Origin of the sequence: Pseudomonas sp. LA5, from assembly GCF_028640825.1 — a bacterium.
In the GTDB taxonomy this organism is placed as follows: Bacteria; Pseudomonadota; Gammaproteobacteria; order Pseudomonadales; family Pseudomonadaceae; genus Chryseomonas; species Chryseomonas aestiva.
The window spans coordinates 293208-318290 of record NZ_JAQYZY010000018.1 but is presented as its reverse complement, the minus strand read 5'-3'; the positions used below and the strand labels follow the sequence as shown (position 1 = coordinate 318290).

Below are 25083 nucleotides of genomic sequence, written 5' to 3'. Positions count from 1 at the left end.
AAATGCTCGGGGTAGAATCACTTCTCATTTACCCAGGCGGGACCGCCATGACCAGCAAAGACCCTCTTCTACTCGATCAGCAGCTGTGCTTCGCGCTGTACTCCACCTCGCTGGCCATGACCAAGGTGTACAAGCCGCTGCTCGAGGAGGTGGGGCTGACCTACCCGCAGTACCTGATGATGCTAGTGCTCTGGGAAAACGACCGCCTGCCGCTCAAGGAGCTGGCACGGCGGCTGCACCAGGATTCCGGCGCCCTGACCCCGGTGCTCAAGCGCCTGGAAGCCGAGGGCTACGTGACCCGGCAGCGCAATGCCGAGGACGAGCGCAACCTGTCCATCGAGCTGACCGAGTCTGGCCGGACCCTGCGCGAGCGGGCCAAGAAGATCAATGGCACCATCGGCGGCTACTGCGCCCTGGGTGACGCCGAGATGACCCGGCTGCGCGAAAATCTGATGACCCTGCGCGCCAAGCTGGAACGTTGATCCTCGCCAACCGCTGCCACTGATCGCCTGCTCCCGAAAATATATTTGCGCGATAACCAATATCGCGATAACTTAAATCCGTACCCGGGCCAGCCCTCTCGCCTACAGCCCGCCCAATTAGTTATCGCGATACCCAAATCAGGAGCACACCATGAACATCCTCTACACCGCTTCCGCAACCAGCACTGGTGGCCGCGACGGCCGTTCCATCAGCAGCGACAAGGCCCTGGACGTGCAGCTGTCCACGCCCAAGGAGCTGGGCGGCGCCGGGGGTGCCGGGACCAATCCCGAGCAACTCTTCGCCGCCGGCTACTCGGCCTGCTTCATCGGCGCGCTCAAGTTCGTCGGCGCCAAGGAAAAGATCGCCGTGCCGGCGGACGTCAGCGTGACCGCCCAGGTCGGCATCGGTCCGATCCCCACCGGCTTCGCCCTGGACGTCGAACTCGTCATCAGCCTGCCGGGCCTGGAGCGCGCCGTGGCCGAAGACCTGGTCGAGAAGGCCCACCAGATCTGCCCCTACTCCAACGCCACCCGCGGCAACGTGGACGTGCGTCTGACCCTGGCCTAAGGGTCGCGGTATTACCCAGGCGCTTCAGCCGAGGCGCCCGGTCTTTCCCGTTCGAGGAGTCCTCTGTCATGCGTACCGTCTCTCGTCTGCTTGGCCTTTCCGCGCTCACCCTGGCCCTGGGCAGCGCCTTCGCCGCGCCCCAGCCCGATCCGGCCCTGGAACGCACCACCCAGGGCTTCGTCGATGCGCTGAATGGCAGCGGTGGCCAACCCCTGGAAACCCTGAGTCCCAAGGATGCCCGCGCGGTGCTGTCCGGCGCCCAATCCGGCGTCAAGGTCGATCTCTCAGGGGTCAAGACCAGCGAAAAGACCATCCAGGTCGACGGCAAGCCGCTGCAGCTGACCATCGTCCGCCCGGCGAACGCCAAGGGGCAGACACCGGCCTTCATGTTCTTCCATGGCGGCGGTTGGGTGCTGGGTGACTTCCCCACCCACCAGCGCCTGGTGCGTGACCTGGTGGTGGCCTCCGGTGCCACGGCGGTGTTCGTCAATTACACCCCGAGTCCGGAAGCTCACTTCCCGGTGGCCATCAATCAGGCCTATGCCGCGACGAAATGGGTCGCCGAGCATGGCAAGGAGATCGACGTCGATGGCAGTCGCCTGGCGGTGGCCGGCAACAGCGTCGGCGGCAACATGGCCGCGGTGGTCAGCCTGATGGCCAAGGACAAGGGCACGCCCACGCTGCGCTACCAGGTGCTGTTCTGGCCGGTGACCGATGCCAGCTTCGACAACGGTTCCTACCAGACCTATGCCGAGGGCCGCTTCCTGACCCGCAACATGATGAAGTGGTTCTGGGATAACTACACCACCAGCGAGACCGAGCGCGCCAACGTCTATGCCTCGCCGTTGCGGGCCAGCGAGGCCCAGCTCAAGGGCTTGCCGCCGGCGCTGGTGCAGACCGCCGAGAACGACGTGCTGCGGGACGAAGGCGAGGCCTATGCGCGCAAGCTCAACGCGGCTGGCGTCGAGGTCGTCCAGGTGCGCTACAACGGCATGATCCACGACTACGGGCTGCTCAACGTCCTGGCCAAGGTGCCCGAGGTCCAGGCTGCGCTGACTCAGGCCGGCCAGTTGCTCAAGCAGCATCTGCAGTAAGACCGGGCCTGGTACCCAGGGGGTGGTTCCGTTCGCGGCGCCACCCCCTTTGCGTTTCAGGGTTGCTTGCCCAGGGCGGCGAAGCGCTCCGCCAGCCAGCCATGCAACTGCCGCACGGCGGGCGAGAACTGCCGGCGGTGCGGGCAGAACAGCTGCAGCGGCAACGGCTCGCCGGGCTGCTCGGGCAGCAGGCGCACCAGCCGGCCGCGCTGCAGATCGTCGCGCATGTCCAGCCAGGACTTGTAGACGATGCCCTCCCCGGCCACCGCCCAGCGCCGCACCACCTCGGCGTCGTCGCTCTGCAAGGGTCCGCTGACGGCCACCTGGCGCAGGCCGCCGTCGGCCTGTGGAAAGCTCCACTTGTCATAGGTGCGCCCATGCAGCTGGTAGAGCAGGCAGGCGTGCCTGGACAGGTCGTCCAGGCTGCGCGGCGCCCCCTGGCGGGCCAGATAGGTCGGCGCCGCCGCCAGCAGCCGGCGGTTGTCCGGGGCGAGCGGCAGGGCCACCAGGCTGTCATCCTGACTGCGGCCGTAGCGGATGGCGATGTCCACCGGATCGCGATAGACGTCGGCCTGCTGGTCCGAGACGTAGAGCCTGAGCGTCAGGCCGGGATGGCGCTGACGAAACTCGGCCAGCCAGGGCAGCAGGAGATTGCGTCCCAGATCCGAAGGCGCCGCCACCTGCAGCACCCCGCGCAATTCCGGACTCTCCCCCTGCAGCCGCTCGCGCCCCTCGCGCAAGGTCTCCAGCACCTCGCGGGCATAGGGCAGATAGGCCTCGCCCTCGGCGGTCAGGCGCAGGCTGCGGGTCGAGCGGGCGAACAGGCGGATGCCCAGTTCGCGCTCCAGCCGGCCGATGGCGGCGCTCACCTGACCCGGCAACAGGTCTGCCTCGCGAGCGGCACGGGAAAAGCTGCCCAGGGCGGCGGAACGCACGAAGAGGCCGAGGTCGTCGAAGCGGATCATTTTCACTCCTGCAGTGAAGGTGCTATCCGATTCTGCCGCTTTTTCCGGTCGAGCATGAAGACGACCATGGGCCCATGTCTTCTTATCGTACAAAGGAATCCGCCCATGAAAGCCATCATCCACGGTGACACCACCCTCCCCGCCAGCGATCCCCGCGCCCTGCAGGACGCCGTGCTGACCGATCCCACGCCCGAGGCCCATGACCTCCTGGTGGAAGTCCGTGCGGTGTCGGTCAATCCGGTCGACACCAAGGTGCGCCAGGGTCTGGTGCAGCGCGAGTCCAAGGTGCTGGGCTGGGACGTCTCCGGCGTGGTGCGGGCCGTGGGCAGCGCCGTCAGCCGCTTTGCCGTGGGTGACGAGGTCTACTATGCCGGCGAGCTGTTCCGCCCCGGCTGCAACAGCGAGCTGCACCTGGTCGACGAACACCTGGCCGGGCACAAGCCCAGGAGCCTCGACCACGCCCAGGCCGCCGCCCTGCCGCTGACCGCCATCACCGCCTGGGAACTGCTGTTCGACCGTCTCGGCGCGACCGAAGGCGGCGGCGCCGGCCAGCAGCTGCTGGTGATGGGCGCGGCGGGCGGCGTCGGTTCCGTGCTGGTGCAGCTGGCCCGCCAGCTCACCGAGCTGACCGTGATCGGTACCGCCTCGCGCCAGGAAACCCAGGACTGGGTGCGCCAGCTGGGTGCCCATCACGTCATCGACCACCACCAGCCCCTGCGGCCCCAGCTCGAAGCCCTCGGTCTGGACGGCGTGACCCTGGTCGCCAGCCTCACCCACACCGATGAGCACTTCACCCAGCTGGTGGATGTCCTGCGGCCCCAGGGCCGTCTCGGCGTGATCGACGATCCGGCGCAACTCGACGTGGTGCCGATGAAGGCCAAGTCGCTGTCGCTGCACTGGGAACTGATGTTCACCCGTTCGCTGTTCCAGACCTCGGACAAGGTGCGCCAGCACGAGATCCTCGAACGCGTTGCCGGGCTGATCGACCAGGGCACCCTCAAGACCACCCTCGGCGAGCACCTGGGCCGGATCGATGCCGCCAACCTGCGCCGCGCCCATGCCCAGCTGGAAAGCCACCAGGCCCGCGGCAAGCTCGTGCTGGAGGGTTTCTGATGCCTCGCCGCAATGCCCTGACTCTCGCCGTCGCCCTAGCCGTGGCTAGCCTCACCGCCCAGGCCGCGCCGCTGCCCCAGGAGCGCACCCTGGGCCAGCTGGAGCCGGTGTTCGCCTTCCAGGACGCCATGCCCACCGGGGTCACCGTCAGCGAGACCGGCCGGATCTTCGTCAACTATCCGCGCTGGGGCGACGCGGTGCCCTTCACCGTGGCCGAACTCAAGGACGGCAAGGCGGTGCCCTATCCGGACGCCGCGCTCAACGTCGAAACCCCAGGCCAGCCGGGCAAGGGTTTCATCAGCGTGCAGAGCGTGGTGGCCGATGGGCGCGGGCACCTCTGGGTGCTGGATACCGCCGCACCGGGCTTTGCCGCGCCCAAGGCCGGCGGCGTCAAGCTGGTGGCCATCGACCTCAAGACCAACAAGGTCGCCAGGACGCTGGTCTTCCCCGCGGCGGTGCTCGAACCCAACAGCTACGTCAACGACGTGCGCTTCGACTTTCGCGTCGGTCGCGCCGGGGTGGCCTATGTCACCGACTCGGCGCCTCCCGGTGGCCTGATCATCCTCGATCTTGCCACCGGCCAGGCCCAGCGCCGCCTGACCGGCGCGCCCCAGGCCAACGTCGATCCCAGCTTCGTCCCGGTGGTGGAAGGCGAGCCGCTGCTGATGCAGCGTCCCGACGGCAGCAAGGTCCGCCCGGCCATCGCCAGCGACGGCATCGCCCTCTCGCCGGACGGCGGCACCCTCTACTTCAGCCCGCTGTCCAGTCGCCATCTCTATGCCGTACCCACCGCCCTGCTGCGTGATGCCAAGGCGAGCGAGGCCCAGGTCCGCGCCGGGGTGCAGGATCTCGGCGAAAAGGGCGCGTCCGACGGCCTCGAAGCCGATGCCCAGGGCCGCGTCTATGCCGGCGACTACGAGCACAACGCCGTGCGCCAGCGCCAGGCCGACGGCAGCTGGAAGACCCTGGTCCACGATCCGCGCGTGCTCTGGCCCGACACCTTCAGCATCGGTCCGGACGGCTACCTCTATTTCACCGCCAACCAGCTCCATCGCCAGGCGCAATTCCACGGCGGCCAGGACCTGCGCCAGAAGCCCTACAGCCTGTTCCGCGTCAAGATCGACGCCCAGCCGGCCCCTACCCACTGATCCGATCAGGAGTTATCCATGCAGCTGTCCCAGATCGCCCGTACCCGCTACACCACCAAGGCCTTCGACGGCTCCCGCAGCATCCCGGCCGAACAGGTCGAAGAACTGCTGGAGCTGCTGCGACAAGCGCCTTCCTCGGTCAACTCCCAGCCCTGGCACTTCGTGGTCGCCGCCAGCGCCGAGGCCAGGGCGCGCATCGCCCGTGGCATGCAGAGCCCCTACAACGAACCCAAGGTGTTGCCGGCCTCCCACGTCATCGTGCTCTGCACCCGCCTGGAGATGACCGAAGGCCATCTGGCCCAGGTGCTGGAGCAGGAAGCCCGGGACGGCCGCTTCGCCAAGCCCGAAGCACGCGCCACCCAGGACGGTACCCGCCGTCACTTCGTCGACCTGCATCGTCATGAGCGCCAGGATGTGCAGCACTGGATGGAGAAGCAGACCTACCTGGCGCTAGGCACCCTACTGCTCGGCGCTGCCGCGCTGGGCATCGATGCCACCCCCATGGAAGGCTTCGACGCCAACAGCCTGGACCAGGAACTGGGCCTGCGCGAACAGGGTTACACCGCGCTGGTGGTAGTCGGCCTGGGCTATCGTGGCGAAAGTGATTTCAACGCCGCTCTGCCCAAGTCGCGCCTGACCCGCGAGCAGGTCTTCACCTTCCTGTAACCGCAGAGCACCGTAGCGTGGATAACGGCGCAGCCTTATCCACAGCGCGCTCCGGTAGCCGCCAGTGGAAAACGCTGGCGCGGTTTTCCACGCTACGACGCGCAAGTTGGGTTAAGCCCAACAAAGGCAGCAGGTGCCTTCCCGCAGACAGGAAAAAGCCGACCGCTACAAGGGGTCGGCTTTTTTCATTTGGGCCTGTTGGGCTTCGGCGATGAAGCCGTCTCAGCCCAACAGGCCCAGCCCCCGATCAACCGCCCTTAAGATCCGCCAGGATCGAGAAGGCGCGCAACCGATCCGCCTGCTCATAGACATCGCAGGTAAAGATCAGCTCGTCGGCATCGGTCTTCTCCAGCAACAGCTCCAGCCGCTCGCGGACCTTGTCCGGGCCGCCGATCACCGCCATGCCGAGGAGGCTCGATACCGACTCCTTCTCGTGAGGCAACCAGACGCCTTCCATGCTGCGTACCGGCGGTTGCAGACGCAGGCTGTCGCCGCGGAACAGCGCCAGGATGCGCTGGTAGACGGTGGTGGCCAGGTAATTGGCCTCGTCGTCGCTGTCGGCCGCCACCAGGGGTACCCCGAGCATCACGTAAGGACGATCGAGCACCGCGGACGGCTTGAAGTTCTCGCGATAGAGGCGGATCGCCTCGTGTACATAGCGCGGCGCGAAGTGCGAGGCGAAGGCATAGGGCAGCCCCTTGGCCGCCGCCAGCTGGGCACTGAACAGGCTCGAACCCAACAGCCAGATTGGCACCTCGGTGCCCACCCCAGGCATGGCGATCACGCCCTGCCCCGGCTGCTGCGGGCCAAAGTAGTGCTGCAGCTCCTCCACGTCCCGCGGGAAGTCGTCGGAACTGCCCAGGCGGTCGCGCCGCAGGGCATAGGCGGTGCGCTGATCCGAGCCCGGCGCGCGGCCCAGGCCGAGTTCGATGCGGCCCGGATACAGCGAGGCCAGGGTGCCGAACTGCTCGGCCACCACCAGGGGCGCGTGGTTGGGCAGCATGATGCCGCCCGATCCCAGGCGCAGGGTGCTGGTGCCGGCGGCCAGGTAGCCCAGCAGCACGCTGGTCGCGGAGCTGGCGATACCGTCCATGTTGTGGTGCTCGGCGACCCAGTAGCGGGAAAAATCGAGCTGCTCGACGTGGCGCGCCAGGGTCAGGGCATTGTGCAGCGCCTGGGTCGCATCGCCGTCGTCACGGATGGGGACCAGGTCGAGGACCGACAGGGCGGTCTTAGAGAGACGGGTCATCAGGATTCTCCTCGGCGGCCTGATCGTAGGCCGCCCTGTGGCGCTGGATTAAAGGCTGCTTCGCCGAGGCCCAGGCGGCCAGGGCACCCACCGGCACCATCAGACTCTGGCCCAGCTCGGTGAGGGCGTATTCCACCTGGGGCGGCTTGGTCGGCGTCACCGTGCGGGACACCAGGCCATCGCGCTCCAGCTGACGCAGGGTCACGCTGAGCATGCGCTGGGAAATGCCGTCGACCCGCCGGCGCAACTCGTTGAAGCGCAGCGGACCGGGTTCCAGGGTGAAGAGCGTGAGCAAGGACCAGGCATCGCCGATGCGGTCCAGCACGTCCCGGATGGGACAGGCATGGGCATGCAGGCGGCGACGGCTGGAGATACGACTGACCACGGCGTCCATGGCGATCCTCGAAGCAGAACTGGTTCCCAGCCTACGCCTTTCGGGCGGTTATTAAAAGTAACCACCTGTCAGGACTGGTATTGCCGCCTGGGCCAGGGCACAATCCAAGAGGTGGTGACCGTTTTTATTGATTGAACGTTCAATAAAAAATAGTTACCCTCCGAGGCTCCTTCCGCTCTGTTCAGGAGATGCCTCGTGCCCAAGGTCGGGATGCAGCCCATCCGCCGTTCGCAGCTCATTGCCGCGACCCTCGAAGCCGTTGACGAAGTCGGCATGGGCGACGCCAGTATCGCCTTCATCGCCCGCAAGGCCGGCGTCTCCAACGGCATCATCAGCCACTACTTCCAGGACAAGAACGGCCTGCTCGAGGCCACCATGCGGCATCTGATGAATGCCCTGCGCCAGGCCGTGCGCGAACGCCGTGCCGCCCTGCCCGGTGACGACCCGGCCGCCAACCTGCGCGCCATCATCCAGGGCAACTTCGACGATACCCAGGTCAGCGGCCCGGCCATGAAGACCTGGCTGGCCTTCTGGGCCACCAGCATGCACCAGCCCAATCTGCGCCGCCTGCAACGCATCAACGACCTGCGTCTCTACTCCAACCTCTGCTGGCAATTCCGCCGCCTCCTGCCCCACGAACAGGCCCGCGCCTCGGCCCGCGGCCTGGCCGCCATCATCGACGGTCTCTGGCTGCGCGGCGCCCTCTCCGGCGACGCCTTCAACACCCAGCAGGCCCTGCAGATCGCCTACGACTACCTGGACCTGCAACTGGCCAAGGCCTGACCGCTCCCTGACCGCTGCAACCACGGCCGGTCCGCTCCGGCCGGGGCTCCCCTCCCGCTTTTCCTTAGCCATCCCTCTCTGATCGAAGCGCTCTGGGCCGCCCATCGACCCGTCTCGGCATGCCTGCGAATTTTTCATTGATTGAACGTTCAATAAAAATTAAGTAGACTGGCTTCATCGCTGGCGCAGAGAGACCTTTCTTTCGCGCCCCCTGTGTTCCTTGCGGGTGCCACGGCGCCCGCCCAGCTTGGGAGAACGTCCATGGCCCGTTTCGCCGAACAGCAGCTCTACATTGGTGGCCGTTATGTCGCCGCCACCGGTGGCGCCACCTTCGAAACCCTGAATCCCGCCACCGGCGAGGTGCTCGCCGTGGTGCAGAGCGCCAGCCGCGCTGACGTGGACAAGGCGGTGGCCGCTGCCGCCGAAGGTCAGAAGGTCTGGGCCGCGATGACCGCCATGCAGCGCTCGCGCATCCTGCGCAAGGCCGTGGACATCCTCCGCGAGCGCAACGACGAGCTGGCGCTGCTGGAAACCCTCGACACCGGCAAGGCCCTGTCCGAGACCCAGGCCGTGGACATCGTCACCGGCGCCGACGTGCTCGAGTACTACGCCGGTCTCGTCCCGGCCCTGGAAGGCGAACAGATCCCGCTGCGCGAGACCTCCTTCGTCTATACCCGTCGCGAGCCGCTGGGCGTGGTCGCCGGCATCGGCGCCTGGAACTACCCGATCCAGATCGCCCTGTGGAAGTCCGCCCCGGCCCTGGCCGCCGGCAACGCCATGATCTTCAAGCCCAGCGAAGTCACCCCGCTGACCGCGCTGAAGCTGGCCGAGATCTACACCGAGGCCGGCCTGCCCGCTGGCGTCTTCAACGTGGTCAATGGTGTCGGTCCCGAAGTGGGCGTGGCCCTGACCGAACATCCCGGCATCGAGAAGATCTCCTTTACCGGCGGCGTCGCCACCGGCAAGAAGGTCATGGCCAGCGCCGCCGGCTCGACCCTCAAGGAAGTCACCATGGAACTGGGTGGCAAGTCGCCGCTGATCGTCTGCGACGATGCCGACCTGGAGCGCGCCGCCGACATCGCCGTCATGGCCAACTTCTTCAGCTCCGGCCAGGTCTGCACCAACGGCACCCGCGTCTTCGTGCCCCAGGCGCTCAAGGCCGACTTCGAAGCCAAGGTGGTGGAGCGGGTCAAGCGCATCAAGCTGGGCGATCCCCTGGCCGCCGAGACCAACTTCGGGCCGCTGGTCAGCACCCCGCACATGGAAAAGGTGCTGGGCTACATCGCCCAGGGCCAGGCCGAAGGCGCCCGCCTGCTCACCGGTGGCGAGCGCGTCACCCAGGGCGAACTGGCCAAGGGCAACTTCGTCGCCCCCACCGTCTTCACCGATTGCCGTGACGACATGGCCATCGCCCGCGAAGAAATCTTCGGCCCGGTCATGAGCATCCTGGCCTATGCCGACGAGGACGAGGTGGTGCGCCGCGCCAACGACACCGAGTACGGACTGGCGGCCGGCGTGGTCACCCGTGACCTGGCCCGTGCCCACCGCATGATCCATCGCCTGGAAGCCGGCATCTGCTGGATCAACACCTGGGGCGAATCCCCCGCCGAGATGCCGGTGGGTGGCTACAAGCACTCCGGCGTCGGTCGCGAGAACGGCCTCACCACCCTCGGCCACTACACCCGCATCAAGTCGGTGCAGGTCGAGTTGGGCGATTACGCCTCGATCTTCTAAGCCGCTCAGGCAGCGCTTTTCTCCCCTCTCCACTGGAGAGGGCCCGGGGCTGGGGCCTGACCCCACCCGCCGTCAGGAGGAGACTTTTTCATGGCACACGAATTCGATTACATCGTCATAGGCGCCGGCTCGGCCGGCAACGTCCTGGCCACCCGGCTGACCGAAGACCAGGACGTGACCGTCCTGCTGCTGGAAGCCGGCGGCCCCGACTACCGCCTGGACTTCCGCACCCAAATGCCGGCTGCCCTCGCCTATCCGTTGCAGGGCAAGCAGTACAACTGGGCCTACCAGACCGAGCCCGAGCCGCACATGGACAACCGCCGGATGGAATGCGGTCGCGGCAAGGGCCTGGGCGGCTCCTCGCTGATCAACGGCATGTGCTACATCCGCGGCAACGCCCTGGACTATGACAACTGGGCGCAACTCGACGGTCTGGACGACTGGACCTACCTCGACTGCCTGCCCTACTTCCGCAAGGCCGAGAAGCGCGATGCCGGTGGCAACGACTGGCACGGCGGCGACGGCCCGGTCTCGGTGACCACCGCCAAGCCGAATACCAATCCCCTGTTCGAAGCCATGGTCGAAGCCGGTGTCCAGGCGGGTTATCCGCGCACCGAAGACCTCAACGGCTATCAGCAGGAAGGCTTCGGTCCGATGGACCGCTTCGTCACCCCGAACGGCCGGCGCTCCAGCACCGCCCGCGGCTATCTGGACCAGGCCAAGGGTCGCCCGAATCTGACCATCGTCACCCATGCCACCACCGATCGCATCCTCTTCGAGGGCAAGCGCGCCAACGGCGTCGCCTACATGAAGGGCGATTCCCTGGAAGCCATCACCGTGCGCGCCCGCCGCGAGGTGCTGCTCTGCGCCGGCGCCATCGCCTCGCCGCAGATCCTGCAGCGCTCCGGCGTCGGCCCCGCGCCGCTGCTGCGTCGCTTCGACATTCCGCTGGTCCACGACCTGCCCGGCGTCGGCCAGAATCTACAGGACCACCTGGAGATGTACCTGCAGTACGAGTGCAAGCAGCCGGTCTCGCTGTACCCGGCGCTGAAGTGGTACAACCAGCCGCAGATCGGTCTGGAATGGATGCTCAAGGGCACCGGCCTGGGCGCCAGCAACCACTTCGAGGCGGGCGGTTTCATCCGTTCCAGCGAGGAGTTCGACTGGCCCAACATCCAGTACCACTTCCTGCCGATCGCCATCAATTACAACGGCACCAACGCCATCGAGGCCCATGGCTTCCAGGCCCACGTCGGCTCCATGCGTTCGCCCAGCCGCGGCCGCATCGAACTGACCTCGCGCGATCCGCGCCAGCACCCCAGTATCCTGTTCAACTACATGAGCACCGAACAGGACTGGCGTGAATTCCGCGACGGCATCCGCCTGACCCGCGAGATCATGCAGCAGCCGGCGCTGGATCCCTATCGTGGCGAAGAGATCAACCCGGGCCGCGATTGCGTGACCGATGCCCAGCTGGACGCCTTCGTGCGCTCCCATGCCGAGACCGCCTATCACCCATCCTGCTCCAACAAGATGGGCACCGACGACATGGCGGTGGTCGACGGCGCCGGTCGCGTGCACGGACTGGAAGGCCTGCGCGTGGTGGACGCCTCCATCATGCCGATCATCGCCACGGGCAACCTCAACGCCCCGACCATCATGATCGCCGAGAAGATCGCCGACAAAATCCGTGGTCGCGCCCCGCTGCCGCGCAGCAATGCCGCCTACTACGTCGCCAATGGCGCCCCGGTACGGGGTACTCCCATGCGCGACGTCAACGGCCAGCGCGCCGCCGAGCCCGTCCCGCAGCGTCGTGACCAACCGGCCGCCTGATCCCGGGCAGCGGAACGCAAGAAGGGCGCCCTCGGGCGCCCTTCTCGTATATGCCTTTCCAGGTGGCGATGGGCAGTCCGCTCTTCCCCCTCTCCCTCGGGGAGAGGGCCGGGGTGAGGGCCGCCCACCCCCTCACCTCACAGACAATCCTTCACCGCCGTCAGAATGGTCCGCGGCCGCAGCGGATTGTTGGCCATCTGCTCACGCAGCTGGATGCGCGTACCGCGCGACGCCGACCCGATGTCGATGATCGCCGCCGTGGCGCCCGGCACCTTGCTGTCCACCAGCACGCGCTGCCCACTGCTGCCTTGCGGCTGGACCAGCACGTGCCGACCGTCCTTCTCCAGGCCGGTCACCAGGCAGGTGCGATAGTCCTCGGCACTCTTGCCCGTGCGCAGCTCCATGGGCGGATTGCGTTCAAGATTCGCCTGGCTGGTGCAACCGGCCAGGGCAGCGGCCAGGAAGGCCAGGGTTTTGGTTCTCATCAGCGGCTCCTCGCAAGCTCTTTGCGTCATTTTAGCCGCAGCTGGCTTACGTCAGCCTTAACCGTCGCACATCCTTGGTTTACAAGGGCTTTCCCATGGCTATAATGGCGTCCCCTTGCCGGTATAGCTCAGCTGGTAGAGCAACTGACTTGTAATCAGTAGGTCCCGGGTTCGACTCCTGGTGCCGGCACCATCTTCTTCAAGGTCTTGGACAAGCCACCTCTGCCGTGGCTGCCCACGTCCAGGACCTCTCCCCAATCCCGTCAGTCGCATCCGATCTTCGCTGGTGAAGACCGGATCGATGCTTTGTATCCGTCATTCCCGGACCCTAGCCTCGGCAAATCGGCGGAGAGGTCTACCGCACGCCTCTCCGCCGGAATGTCCCTGGCTAGCGCCCCAGCCGAGCGCCGTAGGTCCGGGAGAGCGCGGCCAGCGAATAGTTCGCGCGCATGAAGGCCTGGGCGTTCGCCGCGCGCCGCTGGGCCTCCGGGCGATCCTCATGGAGGCGGCGCAGCTGGGCCGCTGCCGCGGCGATGGAAGGACTGCCCCAGACGGCACCCGCCACCAGGGTCGGCATTTCGCCCTCCTCGACCGGCACCTCTTCGACCGCGACCAGGAAGCTGGTGGCGTCGCTGCAGAAATCCCGGGGTCCGGAATAGTCGGACACGACGGTGGGCTTGCCCAGCAACATGGCATGGGCGATGCCGTAGCCGAAGCCTTCCGACTTGTGCAGCGAGACGAAGGCATCGCAGCTGTCCAGCAGGCCCCAGTAGTGGCTGGCGGAAAGGTCATGGTCGAGGATGCTGATGCGCTCGTCACCGCCGATGGCCTCCAGCACCCGGTCCCAGTAGCCGCCCTTGTTGCACCAGTGCTCGAAGTCGACGTTCCTGATCTTGAGCACCAGCTTCACGCCCTCCTCAGAGGGGAAGGCGGTCTTGAAGGCCTGCACCACGGAGAGCGGATTCTTTCGGGGTATCGAGCTGTGGAAGTCACCGATCGAGAGAAAGACGAAGTCCTCTTCGGCCAGGCCGATGGCTTTTCGCTCGAACGTCTCGAAGGCTGCGGGCACGGCAATTCCCTTGCCGACGTTGACGATGGGCGTGGCGGTGACGCGGGCATAGATGTCCTGCAGATACGCCGTAGGCACCCAGATTTCATCCATCAGCTCGAGGCCCAGGCCGTGGCTGAGCGGCGGGCTGGAGGTCTCCCAGAGAAAGAAGCCGATCTTGTGCGCCTTCTCCAGCAGATCCGCTGGCAGGCGCGAGCACTCGTAGGGGATGCGGTCGGCGTTGACGTGAAAGATGATCACCGGGCGCTCGACCTCGGTAGCCTCGCGGCATTGCTCTCCACCCAGTTCGAGTTCGTCCTTGTCGACGGAGACGATCGCCGGTCTGATGCCAAGTCCCTTCAGCGCCTCGACGGTCATGCGCAGATTTGCTCCCAGACCGGTCTGGGAGGTATGGCCGATGACGAAGACCTTGTTTTCCAGGGGACAGGTGCCTTCGATCAAGGCGCGCAACCGTTCGGCCAGCCGACCGTGCTCGCGGGTGCCCTTGCCTGGCTGCAGGATCTGCAGTTGCGGATAGCGCCGGTACAGCACCTCCGCCAGCCACTGCCTGGCCACCTCGGTACCGGGCTCGTAGCCCAGCAAGGCCTTGGCCATGACCGATTCCGCCCGTCCCAGGCCAGCGCCGGCGTCGCCCCGCCAGTAGTCGAGCCAGGCAGCGGGCAGCAGATCGACGTGAAAGCCCGAGGCGCAGCAGAAAAACACCTTGTTGAAGGTGAATTCCACATAGCGGGCGGCCGAGACCTCGTGGACCCCGGCATCGCGCAACTCTTCGTCCAGGGCGATCCGCCAGTACCAGTTGATGTCGAAGGGCAATCGAGAAGAATCCGGATGGCGTGCCTGCAGCGGTCGGATCAGGCGTTCACCGCACAGCCGCAGAAAGGCCGCGGAGCCGGCATTGGGTGAAGAGATCAGCCGATACAGCAGGTGCAGGTACCCGGACCGGGAGAACAGGCTGTCCTTGTCCACCTCATGCTTCTTCCAGAACAGGAACAGCAGCCTGGAGACGAATTGCTCGGTCACCTCGTCGCTGAAGGCGCAGCCCTGGAGGTAGTCGCTGAGGCCGGCGGACACCGGAAACACCGTGCCGGCCTGCCACTGCTCGCGGAATTCATTGACATACCAGCTCACCAGCTCGGTGCGGCCCTTGAGCGACTGCAGATTCGCCGCCTGACCGAAACGCTCGTAATGGACGTGCTCCATGTACCTGGAAATATAGGCATGGCTGCCGTCGTCCATCCGGCTCAGGATCGAATCCTGCTTGAGGACGGCAGCCGCATTGGAGCGGACCAGGGCATCCCACAGCGGCGTGTGGTAGATGGCCGCCTTCTTCAGCAGCGCTTCATAGGGCGTGATGGTCGTCTTGAGAAACGGCAGGGCACAGCCATTCGCCACGATCTGCGGCACGTTCGACGGACTCGCGCCGGCCAGCTGGGGAATCTGGAAGACCAGGCTGTAGGGTGCCCCGGCCGTTTCCATATGGCGTATCTCGCCGCCGAACTCCAGGCTCAGGGACACGGCCAGGTAGGGATTGCAGATATCCACGGCCCAGCCGACCACGGCATTGTCTTCCGCGAGGGTGAAGCACCCCAGGACCGGCGCCGTCGTCCAGTCCTGCAGCAGCAGCGTCAGCTGCTGCGAATCGCCCAGGTGGGTCGTGCGCGTCAGGCAGAACAGCAGGCGCTCCCAGTTGGTGGTCAGGCCATCGGCAGCCAGCGCCAGGCTGACCAGCGCCTGGGGCAGGCGGCCGAAATCCAGCTTGCGCGCGAGAAATTCCTCGGTGTAGAGAATGCCCAGCACCCACTCGAAAACGCCTTTCTCCACCAGGAAGGCGATGGCGGCCCTGGCTTCCTCGGCATTGGGCAGGCGCCCCAGCAACTGGGTGTAAGCGTTGCGGATCAGGGTCACCTTGCGCAATTCTTCGGGCAGGATGTCGCTGCCGGACAGCTCGTAGAGTCCCGCGTCCTGCATGCAGGTCAGGGCATCTTCCAGGTTGGCGATGACCGGGCTGTTGGTCAGCTCGTACTGACTGTCCCTGACCACCACCCGGATGGGCTCGAAGGATTTCAGACTGGGCAGGTCGAGGATGAAGCCCTGGCAGCCATCGCTGCCGAGGATGGTCTTCAGATCGGACCTGAAGCGGTTCGCCACCGCGGACGCGATGATCTTGCCGGACTGGATCGCCACGACCTTGACCCGCTCCAGGGGGGCGCCCTTGTCGTAGGCCCAGCCCTCGATGCGCTTGGTGGCGCTGGTATCGACGCACCCGATGAACGTGGTTTCCATGTTGCCTTACCGCCTCTGCTGATCCAGCTCGAAAAGTCTCGCCGCGTAACGCCTGCCCACCGTGTCCGGCGCGAATCCGCTCGGTGTCGAGCCGCGCTCGCGAATGCCCGCCCGGGCGTTCGCCCGGTTTCTCAGCGCCTGCACGGCATCCGGCAGCACAGGCTCGCCCCAGCAGTTGCCCGCGCCTTCGAGATAGTCCGCAGCACAGGTCTGCACCACCGCGCAGGGCACGAGCTCGACCCCGGCGACGCCGGTGCAGAAATCGCGGTTGCCGCCCGCCGCCGAGGCCACCACGTCCAGTCCCAGCAGCAGGGCTTCGGCGATGCCGCGGCCAAAGCCCTCGGCCCGATGCAGGGAAACGAAGCAATCGCAGGCGGCATAGAGCGCCAGGACGTCATCCCTGGCGAGCACCTGGTCGATCAGCACGATGCGCTCATCGCCTGCGGCGAGCGCTTGCAACGCCAGCCAGGCGGCGGGCTCCTTGTCCGCCCGCATGCCTTTCACCACCAGGCCTACCGACAGGTCGTGCTGCGCGAAGGCCTGCTGGAAGGCGCTGATGACGGCAGCGGGATTCTTGCGGCGGAACGAAGAACCGCCATCGAAGGCAAAGACGAAGTAGTAACGCCCGGGCTCCAGGCCGAACCGCCGGCGCAGCAGCTCTTGCGGCTCAGTGGGGGCTACCTGCACGGCCATGGGCATCAGGCAGATCGGCACCGCCGCCGCGGCCGACAGGGCCGTCTCGATGTAGCGGCTCGACGCCCAGACCTCATCGACCAGGGCGAAGCTATGCGCCCAGGCCGCCGGCCAGCGCTGCAGCTCCCAGGGCCAGTAGCCGATGGTGTAGCGGCCGGCGAGGAGCTCGCTGCCCTGCTCCAGATAGACCCGGGCGTGTTCGAGGGCGGTCAGGCAGAAGAGGTTGTAGCGATAGCGCGGCGCCGCGGCGACCCAGGCGGCCACGCTCCGGTCCCCCTCGTCCACCCCCGGGCTCACATTGAGGATGACGAAGGGAATGCCCGCCGCCTCGAGGGCACGCGCGGCCATGCGCAGGTCCTCGCCGATGCCCAGCTCGCCATAGGCGTAGCCGATCAGGTTGACGCCGAACGGCTGGAGCTCGCCTCCCCTGTGCGGGGGCCAGGCCAGGCGATTGGCCCCCAGCAGCGCATCCAGCGCAGTTTCCTGCCGGCCGTTCGAGCTCAGCCACTGTCTGTAGCCGGTCCGGCCCGGTGCGGTGGTCAGGTCGAAGGCCTGCTGCAGATCGCTGCGCGTCGCGTGGAGCAGGCGGGCGAAGCGGGTGTCCTCGATCGCCACCGCGTCCAGCAGGAAGGCCTTCTGCCAGAAGGGAATCTCCAGGCACTCCGGTGCCAGCTCCCGAAAGCCACCGCCAAAGAAGAACCAGGCCAGGGCCGCCCGTTGTGACTGCTCGTCCGCCAGGTCGGTGGGAATGCCCAGGTCGTCGCGCCGCTGGATCAGGGCCAGGATCAGGCGCGACACGCCATCCGACCAGACGGTCGCCGGCAGCGACGCACGCCCGGAGAGTTCGGCCCAGAAGACCTCCAGTTCTCGTAGCGCAGCGTACTCCCGACTGCCCGAGGTGATCAGCCAGCCCAGGTAGGCCCCGCGGGCCGCTTCGTCGTCGAGAGGAAAGCGCGGCTGGAGATCGAGTGGCCGCACCTGCCAGATCAGCAGGAACAGCCGATAGAAGGCGGCCATGCCCGCGACCGCCAGCTGTGGCACCGGCACCCGATAATAGTCACTGCCGCGCAGGGCCTGCGGGCCCGCCTGCCAGTAGTCGGCCAGGGCGCTGCTCATGTCCGCTGCGGCGCCAGATCGAGACCGCCGTAGGGTCCCAGGGCCCAGTCCTGGTTCAGCGAGGGACTGTAGAAACGATCCGTCAGTTGCTGCGTCGAGTAGGTTTCGTACAGGGCACGCTGCTCGCGCTGGGCGCGGGCGGCCTTGTCGGCCGAGCTGTCCTTGCCGCGCGTGGCCGACTCGGCGTGGAGCAATTCGGCAAAGGGGGTCCAGAGCACCTTCAAGCCCAGTGCATCGATGCGCAGACACAGGTCGACATCGTTGAAGGCCACCGGATAGCGCTGGGCATCCATGCCTTCGAGACCGAGGTAGAGATCGCGCCGCATCAGCAGACAGGCCGTGGTACAGGCGCTCTGCTGACGGGTCAGCTGATTGAGACCCAGATAGCCGGGATCCTCGCGCAGCCAGTGGTTGCCCGTATGGGCGGCCAGGCCGTTGATGCCCACCACCACGCCGCCGTGCTGCACCATGCCGTTGCGCCACAGCAGCTTGGCGCCCACGGCGCCGACCTCGGGCCTGGCCGCCAGACTGACCATCTCGCGCAACCAGTCCGGCTGCAGCACCTCGATGTCGTTGTTGATGAATCCCACGTATTCCCCGGTCGCCAGCGCCACCCCGCGGTTGTTGAGGGTGGCGTAGTTGAACGGATAGGGATGCGCCAGCACCTTCACCCCGCGGGCCTGCAGCGCCTGCAGATAGTCCAGCGTCGCCGGATCGTCGCTGCCGTTGTCGATGACGATGACTTCGAGGGCGGGATAGTCGGTCGCCTCCAGCAGGCCTTCCAGGCAGGCCTGCAAGAGGCTGAAGGCGTTGCGGGTGGGCACGATCAGACTGACCCTGGGCAGCCGTTCGGGCAGCGCCCAGTGGGCGCGCAGCGCGCCCGGCAGCTGCGCCTGACGACTCAGATGGCTACCCGGACGCAGTCGCTCCAGCAGCCCGTTCAGGCGCTCCAGGCGCTCGGGTTTCTGACGGTCGCACTCGGCGGGCGTCGCCGGGCAGAGGGCGCTGCGATGGCTGAGCACCTGCGCGACCCGCGCCACCGGCAGCTCGGCGCGCAGGGTCGCCCAGATCAGCGCGGCGACGACCCCCTCACGGTCACGCGGGGCCTCCGCCATGCGCTCCAGGGCCTCCAGCGCCGCAAGGATGACCGCGCGGCCGAACAGGGCACTCTCGGTAAACAGATCCGTCCCCAGATAGAGATCGAAATCCCAGCTGGGCTTGAACCAGGGATTGCCCCGACTGCCATCCGGCTGGTCCTGGTCACAGTCGGCGAACGCCCAGGCCGCCGGCAGCTCGCCCTCGCCGCCCGCCAGGGCCAGCACCAGCTGATCCAGCGTCTGGGGCCGCAAGCGCGAGCTGAAGGGCAGCAACAGGACCCCGTCCGCCCCCTCGTCGATCAGCTGCCGCAGCGACTCGGCGAAATCGGCCGTGGCGACCCGCTGCCCGCTTGGCGCCAGACGCTGTGCCCGCAGGCTGTCCAGACAGGCCTGGCGTTCATAGTCCGCTGCCTCGCCATGGAGCAGCACGGCGATCCGCTGGTCCGCTACCTGCTCGGGAAAGGCCGGCGGACGCTGGTGCAGGGCGAACCACTGGGGGTAATGGCCAAAGCCGGCACTGCGCGGACAACGTTGAGCGTAGTCCTGGGCCAGGCGCAGGGCGAGTTCACGCAGCTCGGGCGCGGCCTGCTCCGGCCAGCCGGCGGCCACCAGGGCGCCAAGGCCTTCGGCCCGGCAGCAGACGAGGATGGGGCTGCCGGCCAGCGCCCGGCCCTGCGGGTCTTCGATATGGATTTCGTGACGCTCGCCATCCGCCAGCGTCCAGGGCAGTTCCAGACGGAAACCGTGATCGGCGTCGGGACGATAGCTGAGGGCGGGGTGCCAGAGGTCGGCGCGACCGCGGGCCAGGATCCGATCGGCCAGCCGCGCCCGCACCTCCAGGTGCGTCCCTGGCGTCTCCGCGGACCACAACCAGCCGGTCACCGCCAATCCACCGCCATACCAGACCTGGCTGCCGGGCACGGCCGCCTCGACGGGCGCCTCGCGGGGCAGCTCCAGGGGATCGCCGACACGCGGGCCACCGTTGGCGACGCGCACGACAATCTGGCGCGCGTCGGCCAGCCAGGTGTCGCGCAGCTGCAGGGCAAAGCCGTGAAAACCATCGCCAAGGCAGGGACCGCTTTGATATTCGTCGGCGCGCACCAGGGCCACGCTGGCCCCATCGACGAGCACCTCGAGCGCGAGTCTGAGGTCCGGCTGGGCGAGGTCGCAGGCCCAGCCCTGAAGCACGCCCCCGTGCAACCCTTCGATACGTCCTTCGATATTGGCGGCGCCGGACCGAGCAGAATCATTCATGGAGAAAACCGAGAGGAAAGACTTCGTTCAACACTGCCGCCAGGGCTGGCGGCAGTGCACTGAGGCGCTGGGCGCCGGCCTCGTGGGCCACCCGGTCTGCCGGGGCGTGCAAGACCAGCCCGGCGGTACGGGCGCGCTCGGGGGCCCACCAGGTGGTGGTCGGAGCCTGCTCCAGACTGAGGACCAGGGTGCATCCCGCCAGCGCTGGCAGCCGCTGCGGCGCGATGCCGGGAACCTCGGGAAGCATCCGGACATTGCCAATGGCCAGCAGCGTCGTTGTCCAGGGTGAGGAATCGCCGAGCAGGAACCGGCACTTCAGGCCGCGCTGCCGACAGCGGCGCAAGACCATCAGCCAGCGCTGCGCCAGGCCCGGTGCCTGCAGAAGATCGCCGATCAGCACATTGCCCAGCTCCGTCCGCGGTGACGCCGGCTCGGCCCTGGGCGCGGCCAGCTGAATGACCGGCACTGCCGGACAACGCAGCTGCAGGGACGTCGTCAGGGCCGCGTAGGGCGTCACCAGCGCCCTGGCCCGCTGCAGGAACAGCGCAGCGGATTCCAGCAAGGGCGAGGCAAAGTCATCGCTGCCCTGTACCTCATAGGGAATGTTCAACTGCAGCGGCAGCGCCCGCAGCGCATCGGGGCAGTCCGCGGCCTGCAGATAGCGCAACCGGGCCGGAGCCAGCTGCCCAAGATCCTCCAGCAGCAGATCGGCCTGGGCGGGCAAGCGATAGTCCAGCAGCAGAGGCAAGCCGTAGCCATGCAGGCGCAGCTCGATGAGCAACTGGCCGTCGTGCTGCCGATGGGCCAGGGTGCAGGCCGGCGGCTCCCCGCCCGCCAACGCCTGCCGCGCGAAATGGCTGGCCGATGCGACCTGGGCGACGATGCCCGCCGTCGCGATCCGGGGGCCGAGCAAGACCAGGCGCGCACGCTGCAGACGATCTCGATAGGACCGTAGTGGATCCTGCCGGCGGTAGCGCTCGAAGGCGCGATCAGCCGCGGGATAGCGCTCGCGCAGCAGCGCATTGTTGAAGGCGACCCGCGCCAGTTTCTCCTGGCCGAAGGAGACCCCACCCTGGTGACCGACGAAGACCCGATGGGCCGCCAGATGCCGCCAGCCACGCTCGCGGGCACGCAGGCACCAGTCGGTCTCTTCGCCATAGCCCCGCTGGAGATGGAGTTCATCGAGCAGGCCGACATCGTCCAGCGCGGAGCGTCTGATATAGAGGCAGAAGCCACAGCCCACCTCGACCTCGGGCGCCGGCTCGTCGCTCGCCGCCGCCTGGGTGTTGAGGGCCTCCAGCTCGTCCGCTGTCGGCAGCGGATGGCCCTCGCAGGGGGCTGGAAAGCTCAGCAGCTCACCGTTGTTGCTGAACGGCGTGGCGGTCGCGGCGTCCGGGCGCTCCTGGACGGTCCCGCGCAAGAGGTCCAGCCAGGCTCCGGCGACCAGGGTATCGGCGTTGAGCCAGACCACGTCGCGCCGGCCATGCAGCGTCATGCCGCGATTCATGTTCCTGATGAAGCCCAGGTTGACCGGGCGCCGGTGCAGCTCGATGTCACCCGCCGCGGCCAGGGCCTCCAGCGCCTGGATCAGGTGCGCATCCCGGCTGGCATCATCGAGCACGACCAGCTGCATGGGCGTGCGATTGGCCGCCCGGCTGCGCAGGACACTTTCGATACAGGCCAGGGCGGCCGTCCGCCCCTCATAGACCGGTATCAGCACATCGACGACCGGATCAGGCGCCTGCCCGGACGAGATCGCGGGGGTCGGGACGCTCAAGACACCGGTGGCCAGAGGACTCCCACTCAGGTCCTGGCCGTCCGGCCACTGCAGCCGCAGGCTTGCGACATCCTCGGTCAGCTGCAGACGAAAGCCGCCATGAGCACCGGCATTGCCCGCCTCCGCCAGGAGCGGACAGGATTGTCTGGCTAGCAGAAGGCTCGGCGCTTGCCCCTCCAGCGTCAGGGTCAACCGGGGGGACTGCCGAAGGTGGCGGGTATCCAGAGCCCAGCCATGGATTTCCCGGCGCAGCGGATCGAATTCCACCTGTCCCCAGCAACCCGGCGGCAGATGCGCGAGCAGCAGACCCAATTCGGCGGCACTGCCGGCATAGGGCAATTCGGCCGCCAGCTGTTCATTCCTGAATCCTGGCAAGGCGATCAGGGCGCGCAGGCGCAGGAGACGGACCGCAGCGGTCGTGCGCGCGGGATTGGCCGGCGCCGACAGCAGGTCGAAGGCAGTCTGGTGTTCACCCTTCGCCAGCAGCACATGGCCCAGCAGGGCCCAGACCTCGCCCTGTGGCCCGAGCCGGGTAGCAGCCTCGGCCAGGGCCAGGAAGGCGTCTTCCAGCCGGCCTTGCTGCAGGGCCTCCAGCCCTTCGGATACCAGGGCCGCCGGACGCTGATCGGAGATGCGCAGGGCCAGCGCGAGACGCTCGGCGGCGGTCTCCAGGCAACCGGCTTCCCGGAGTGCCTGATAGTCCTCCATGAGCGATGCAGAGCTCAAGATCGAAACTCCCGTGCAAGGGTCCGTAACGACGAGAACCCCCGGCCAGGCGCCGGAGGTTCTCTAGCGGGGATGAGGCGTCAGACCTGGCCAGCGATGACCAGCACCCCGGTGTCGTGCTGCTGGGCCTCTGCCGAGCCGACGATGCTTACCACCACCGAGGCCCGCGAGGCGCCATCGGCCAGGGTGCTTTCCCAGTACGCCAGACCCGCCGCATCGGCGCTGCGGCCGAGCATGTTCTGGTAGAGGGACTGCACGAAGGTCGCGTCGAAGGCGCCGCCCATCTTGTTCTGGTACTCGCTGGAGCCCAGGAAGGCGCCGGCGATGGCCGTCACGTTGCCGCCATTGGCCGCGACGTTGTCCAGCCAGTAGTGGGTACCCGCCTGATCGGCACTGCGGCCGAGCAGGGCCTCGTACATCCGGACCGCGCTCGCCTGCGTTTCGGTGGCGGTCACCGTCAGGGAGCTCTTGCCATCGGCGTCGGTGAAGAAGGTGACATCCTTCGCCATGACCACGCCCGGTGCGGTGCTGGAAGTGCTGCTCAGGGTGACAGTGCCATCGCTGCCGACCTTGACGCCGTAGTCGGTCAGCTTGCCGTTCACCACCACGACGTCAAAGCCGGCACCGCCGTCGATGGTGTCCTTGCCATTGCCGGCATAGACCACGTCGTTGCCGGCGCCGGTCTTGACGGTGTTGACCCCGCCATGGAGCACCACGGTGTCATTGCCGCCCGCCAGGGTGATGGTGTCGTTGCCGGCCCCGCCATCGATGTAGGTGCTGACGTTGTCGGTGACCGTGAGCGTGTTGCCGCCGGTCCCACCGACGATGACCCGGCCGAAATCAGCGGTATTGACTGGTGCGTCCTTGATCACCTGCTCGGATTGCGCGGTCTGGGCCGAGGCGCCGAAGGTCACGGTCACGGTGGCCTGGGTGTCGAACACGAAGGCATGGGCATTGGCCAGCGCGTTCGGGATAGTCAGGGTCACCTGGCTACCGCTGGAGCCCAGGTTGTCGAGCAGGACCAGTTGCGGTGCCACGGCTTCGCCGTTGCTGTTGTGGACGGTATTGACGGTGCTGCCGTCGTACTTGGTCACCGCGACGTTGGCGTTGGCACTGGTCGAGCTGTTCAGGCCGAGTACCGAGGAAATGGCTGCCAGGGTATTGGAGCTCAGCGAGCTGGAGGTCAGGGAGTTCTGGACGGATTGAGCGCTGACGGGCTGATCGTATTGCATGGTTAAGTCTCCTGAAGCGCTTCTTCACGAAAGGCGCACATCGAACGGTGGGGGTCATGACCATCCCAGGGAGACTGGTAGCGGCAAGCGTTCATCTCGACGCCAGGGTTGATCGATACGTGCAGCGCGGTCAGGAAGGCATTCGCCGGGGCGACGCACTCCTCACCGGGCAAAAGGGGTTGTGGCGCCTGACCGGCAAAACCGGCCCAGGCCTCGAGCCGATAGTCGGCCCGGCGCGGACCGACCAGGGCAATGGCGATCGCGGTGATGGGGAGCTGCCCACTCGGACTGCCGAGAAACTGGCCGGTGGTGACCGCTGGCTGCTGCACGCCGGCGATCTGGCAGGCATAGGCGAGATCGATCCCTTCGGGCCGCCCGGGCCAGTCGATGCAGAAGCCTCCCAGGGGCTGTGCGGTCCTGGGGTCGCCCAGGGTCGAGGCGTGGACGCTCTGGATACCTGGCGCGAAGTGTCCGGTCAGCCTGAGTGCGACGGCTGTCGGCCGGCCCCCGTCGTGGCTGACAACAACCTTCACTGGCGGCGGGCGCAGGATCGCCTCGGAGGTATCGATACGATCGATCCGCAGGTCGATGGTCTGGCAGCCGGCTCCTTGCAACTGATACTCGGTGATCAGCAGCGTCCCGCAGCCGTTCTTGACGCGGATGATCAGGGTATCGCCCAGCCGCGCCAGGGTATTGCGCACCACGCTTTCGCCAGGGAAGAAATCGACGGTGCTCTTGCCGATCAGGGTCGGTTGCAGGCTGATCAGGCAGGGGCGCTCGGCATCGTGCAAGGAGGCATAGCGCGCGATGTACAGGCCCGGCTCCAGGCTCAGCAAGCGAGTCCTGAAGGTGAAGTCCTTCTGATCCTGCACCTGATTAGCCTCGCTACGGTTATGGTCATTAACGCTCAGGGCGCTAAGATCACCCGAAAATTGTGACGAACATCACATTTATCGCGATAAACCGATAAGCGGGCAACGAGCGGTAACAAACGGCTCTTCTTCCAGGTGTAACCAGCCCCCTTTCCACCCAGAAGCCCGTGCTAGAGCGGTATAGACAGACTAAAAAATTGTGACTGGATATGTCCCGTTTTCGCTGCATCTCACTTTCGGCTACCCGGGGAGGCCAACCGCACAATGCGAAGAATGGAGGTATGGAGGCAGGTGGGCCGAACGCGAGTTGGCGCTTGGGCCAAGGCAGGCGCTCGCTAGCACGTCCAGGCGCTACGGTAGGCGTTCAGGCAGAGGCAGGGAGCGAAAGAGAGAGATCCGGCAGCCGTACCGGTTGCATCGTAACCAGGGTGTCGTTGCATGGACGCCGAC

The 25083-nt window shown here is 66.8% G+C and carries 19 protein-coding genes and 1 tRNA gene; 10 read left to right on the top strand and 10 right to left on the bottom strand.

The annotated features are described in order from the left end of the window. Positions 1–47: 47 nt before the first annotated feature. The 3 genes from PVZ72_RS02060 to PVZ72_RS02050 all read left to right on the top strand — a co-directional run bounded on the left by PVZ72_RS02060 (position 48) and on the right by PVZ72_RS02050 (position 2144). Positions 48–482 carry a MarR family winged helix-turn-helix transcriptional regulator gene (locus PVZ72_RS02060; RefSeq protein WP_273861095.1) on the top strand — a complete coding sequence of 145 codons (435 nt, stop codon included), beginning with the start codon at positions 48–50 and terminating at the stop codon, positions 480–482. A 151-nt stretch (positions 483–633) separates the two neighbouring features. Then, a complete protein-coding gene (locus PVZ72_RS02055) occupies positions 634–1050 on the top strand; it encodes an organic hydroperoxide resistance protein (protein WP_273861094.1) in 417 nt (138 codons plus the stop codon). A gap of 68 nt (positions 1051–1118) precedes the next feature. Further along, positions 1119–2144 (top strand): alpha/beta hydrolase, encoded by a 1026-nt coding sequence (locus PVZ72_RS02050; RefSeq protein ID WP_187980622.1) that lies wholly within the window; start codon positions 1119–1121, stop codon positions 2142–2144. A 56-nt stretch (positions 2145–2200) separates the two neighbouring features. Here PVZ72_RS02050 and PVZ72_RS02045 read toward each other — a convergent pair whose 3' ends face one another. Continuing rightward, entirely contained in the window at positions 2201–3109 is a 909-nt protein-coding gene (locus PVZ72_RS02045; RefSeq protein WP_187980623.1) for a LysR family transcriptional regulator, read from the bottom strand. 105 nt (positions 3110–3214) lie between these two features. On the opposite strand from PVZ72_RS02045, the gene PVZ72_RS02040 reads away from it, so the two are divergent. Genes PVZ72_RS02040 through nfsB form a run of 3 tightly spaced genes read left to right on the top strand, consistent with a single transcriptional unit; the run spans position 3215 to position 6036 of the window. Then, positions 3215–4222, top strand: a complete 1008-nt coding sequence (locus PVZ72_RS02040) for a zinc-binding alcohol dehydrogenase family protein (protein ID WP_273861093.1) — start codon at positions 3215–3217, stop codon at positions 4220–4222. After that, complete coding sequence (locus PVZ72_RS02035) at positions 4222–5370, top strand: L-dopachrome tautomerase-related protein (protein ID WP_273861092.1); 1149 nt, start codon at positions 4222–4224, stop codon at positions 5368–5370. The genes PVZ72_RS02040 and PVZ72_RS02035 overlap by 1 nt, the downstream gene beginning before the upstream one ends. 18 nt (positions 5371–5388) lie before the next feature. Beyond that, the gene (gene nfsB, locus PVZ72_RS02030; protein ID WP_273861091.1) at positions 5389–6036 is read left to right on the top strand and encodes an oxygen-insensitive NAD(P)H nitroreductase; all 648 of its coding nucleotides are present in this window, start codon (positions 5389–5391) and stop codon (positions 6034–6036) included. Positions 6037–6283: 247 nt separating this feature from the next. On the opposite strand, the gene PVZ72_RS02025 is transcribed toward nfsB, so the two are convergent. Both PVZ72_RS02025 and PVZ72_RS02020 read right to left on the bottom strand, forming a co-directional pair. After that, positions 6284–7285: an LLM class flavin-dependent oxidoreductase gene (locus PVZ72_RS02025; RefSeq protein ID WP_273861090.1), complete on the bottom strand. Its 1002-nt coding sequence runs from the start codon at positions 7283–7285 to the stop codon at positions 6284–6286. Further along, the gene (locus PVZ72_RS02020; protein WP_017641695.1) at positions 7269–7679 is read right to left on the bottom strand and encodes a winged helix-turn-helix transcriptional regulator; all 411 of its coding nucleotides are present in this window, start codon (positions 7677–7679) and stop codon (positions 7269–7271) included. The genes PVZ72_RS02025 and PVZ72_RS02020 overlap by 17 nt, the downstream gene beginning before the upstream one ends. A gap of 195 nt (positions 7680–7874) precedes the next feature. On the opposite strand from PVZ72_RS02020, the gene betI reads away from it, so the two are divergent. The 3 genes from betI to betA all read left to right on the top strand — a co-directional run bounded on the left by betI (position 7875) and on the right by betA (position 12029). After that, on the top strand, positions 7875–8462 hold the full coding sequence (gene betI / locus PVZ72_RS02015) for a transcriptional regulator BetI (protein WP_017641694.1): 588 nt from the start codon (positions 7875–7877) through the stop codon (positions 8460–8462). Positions 8463–8723: 261 nt separating this feature from the next. Beyond that, a complete protein-coding gene (betB, locus tag PVZ72_RS02010) occupies positions 8724–10196 on the top strand; it encodes a betaine-aldehyde dehydrogenase (RefSeq protein WP_187980628.1) in 1473 nt (490 codons plus the stop codon). A gap of 90 nt (positions 10197–10286) precedes the next feature. Continuing rightward, the gene (gene betA, locus PVZ72_RS02005) at positions 10287–12029 is read left to right on the top strand and encodes a choline dehydrogenase (RefSeq protein ID WP_273861089.1); all 1743 of its coding nucleotides are present in this window, start codon (positions 10287–10289) and stop codon (positions 12027–12029) included. Positions 12030–12166: 137 nt separating this feature from the next. Here the strand turns inward: betA and PVZ72_RS02000 are convergent, their stop codons facing one another. Further along, the gene (locus tag PVZ72_RS02000) at positions 12167–12514 is read right to left on the bottom strand and encodes a hypothetical protein (RefSeq protein WP_027597345.1); all 348 of its coding nucleotides are present in this window, start codon (positions 12512–12514) and stop codon (positions 12167–12169) included. Between the two features lie 117 nt (positions 12515–12631). Between PVZ72_RS02000 and PVZ72_RS01995 the strand changes: the two genes are divergently transcribed. Then, positions 12632–12707 (top strand) — tRNA-Thr (locus PVZ72_RS01995). A 195-nt stretch (positions 12708–12902) separates the two neighbouring features. Here PVZ72_RS01995 and PVZ72_RS01990 read toward each other — a convergent pair. The 6 genes from PVZ72_RS01990 to PVZ72_RS01965 form a co-directional block, all read right to left on the bottom strand. After that, complete coding sequence (locus PVZ72_RS01990) at positions 12903–15866, bottom strand: glycosyltransferase (RefSeq protein WP_273861088.1); 2964 nt, start codon at positions 15864–15866, stop codon at positions 12903–12905. 6 nt (positions 15867–15872) lie between these two features. After that, positions 15873–17675, bottom strand: coding sequence for a glycosyltransferase (locus tag PVZ72_RS01985; protein ID WP_273861087.1), 1803 nt, complete (start codon positions 17673–17675; stop codon positions 15873–15875). Continuing rightward, on the bottom strand, positions 17672–20026 hold the full coding sequence (locus tag PVZ72_RS01980; protein WP_273861086.1) for a glycosyltransferase family 2 protein: 2355 nt from the start codon (positions 20024–20026) through the stop codon (positions 17672–17674). The genes PVZ72_RS01985 and PVZ72_RS01980 overlap by 4 nt, the downstream gene beginning before the upstream one ends. Further along, the gene (locus tag PVZ72_RS01975) at positions 20019–22529 is read right to left on the bottom strand and encodes a glycosyltransferase family 2 protein (RefSeq protein ID WP_273861085.1); all 2511 of its coding nucleotides are present in this window, start codon (positions 22527–22529) and stop codon (positions 20019–20021) included. The genes PVZ72_RS01980 and PVZ72_RS01975 overlap by 8 nt, the downstream gene beginning before the upstream one ends. A gap of 80 nt (positions 22530–22609) precedes the next feature. Continuing rightward, positions 22610–23761, bottom strand: a complete 1152-nt coding sequence (locus PVZ72_RS01970) for a DUF4214 domain-containing protein (RefSeq protein ID WP_273861084.1) — start codon at positions 23759–23761, stop codon at positions 22610–22612. Between the two features lie 2 nt (positions 23762–23763). Further along, a complete protein-coding gene (locus PVZ72_RS01965) occupies positions 23764–24633 on the bottom strand; it encodes a cell wall-binding repeat 2 family protein (RefSeq protein ID WP_187980634.1) in 870 nt (289 codons plus the stop codon). Positions 24634–25083 lie beyond the last annotated feature (450 nt).

Bases quoted from the DNA above. Each gene is read 5' to 3' on its own strand.
- PVZ72_RS02060 (WP_273861095.1), top strand. From the start codon at position 48: ATGACCAGCAAAGACCCTCTTCTACTCGATCAGCAGCTGTGCTTCGCG.
- PVZ72_RS02055 (WP_273861094.1), top strand. From the start codon at position 634: ATGAACATCCTCTACACCGCTTCCGCAACCAGCACTGGTGGCCGCGAC.
- PVZ72_RS02050 (WP_187980622.1), top strand. From the start codon at position 1,119: ATGCGTACCGTCTCTCGTCTGCTTGGCCTTTCCGCGCTCACCCTGGCC.
- PVZ72_RS02045 (WP_187980623.1), bottom strand. From the start codon at position 3,109: ATGATCCGCTTCGACGACCTCGGCCTCTTCGTGCGTTCCGCCGCCCTG.
- PVZ72_RS02040 (WP_273861093.1), top strand. From the start codon at position 3,215: ATGAAAGCCATCATCCACGGTGACACCACCCTCCCCGCCAGCGATCCC.
- PVZ72_RS02035 (WP_273861092.1), top strand. From the start codon at position 4,222: ATGCCTCGCCGCAATGCCCTGACTCTCGCCGTCGCCCTAGCCGTGGCT.
- nfsB (WP_273861091.1), top strand. From the start codon at position 5,389: ATGCAGCTGTCCCAGATCGCCCGTACCCGCTACACCACCAAGGCCTTC.
- PVZ72_RS02025 (WP_273861090.1), bottom strand. From the start codon at position 7,285: ATGACCCGTCTCTCTAAGACCGCCCTGTCGGTCCTCGACCTGGTCCCC.
- PVZ72_RS02020 (WP_017641695.1), bottom strand. From the start codon at position 7,679: ATGGACGCCGTGGTCAGTCGTATCTCCAGCCGTCGCCGCCTGCATGCC.
- betB (WP_187980628.1), top strand. From the start codon at position 8,724: ATGGCCCGTTTCGCCGAACAGCAGCTCTACATTGGTGGCCGTTATGTC.
- betA (WP_273861089.1), top strand. From the start codon at position 10,287: ATGGCACACGAATTCGATTACATCGTCATAGGCGCCGGCTCGGCCGGC.
- PVZ72_RS02000 (WP_027597345.1), bottom strand. From the start codon at position 12,514: ATGAGAACCAAAACCCTGGCCTTCCTGGCCGCTGCCCTGGCCGGTTGC.
- PVZ72_RS01990 (WP_273861088.1), bottom strand. From the start codon at position 15,866: ATGGAAACCACGTTCATCGGGTGCGTCGATACCAGCGCCACCAAGCGC.
- PVZ72_RS01985 (WP_273861087.1), bottom strand. From the start codon at position 17,675: ATGAGCAGCGCCCTGGCCGACTACTGGCAGGCGGGCCCGCAGGCCCTG.
- PVZ72_RS01980 (WP_273861086.1), bottom strand. From the start codon at position 20,026: ATGAATGATTCTGCTCGGTCCGGCGCCGCCAATATCGAAGGACGTATC.
- PVZ72_RS01970 (WP_273861084.1), bottom strand. From the start codon at position 23,761: ATGCAATACGATCAGCCCGTCAGCGCTCAATCCGTCCAGAACTCCCTG.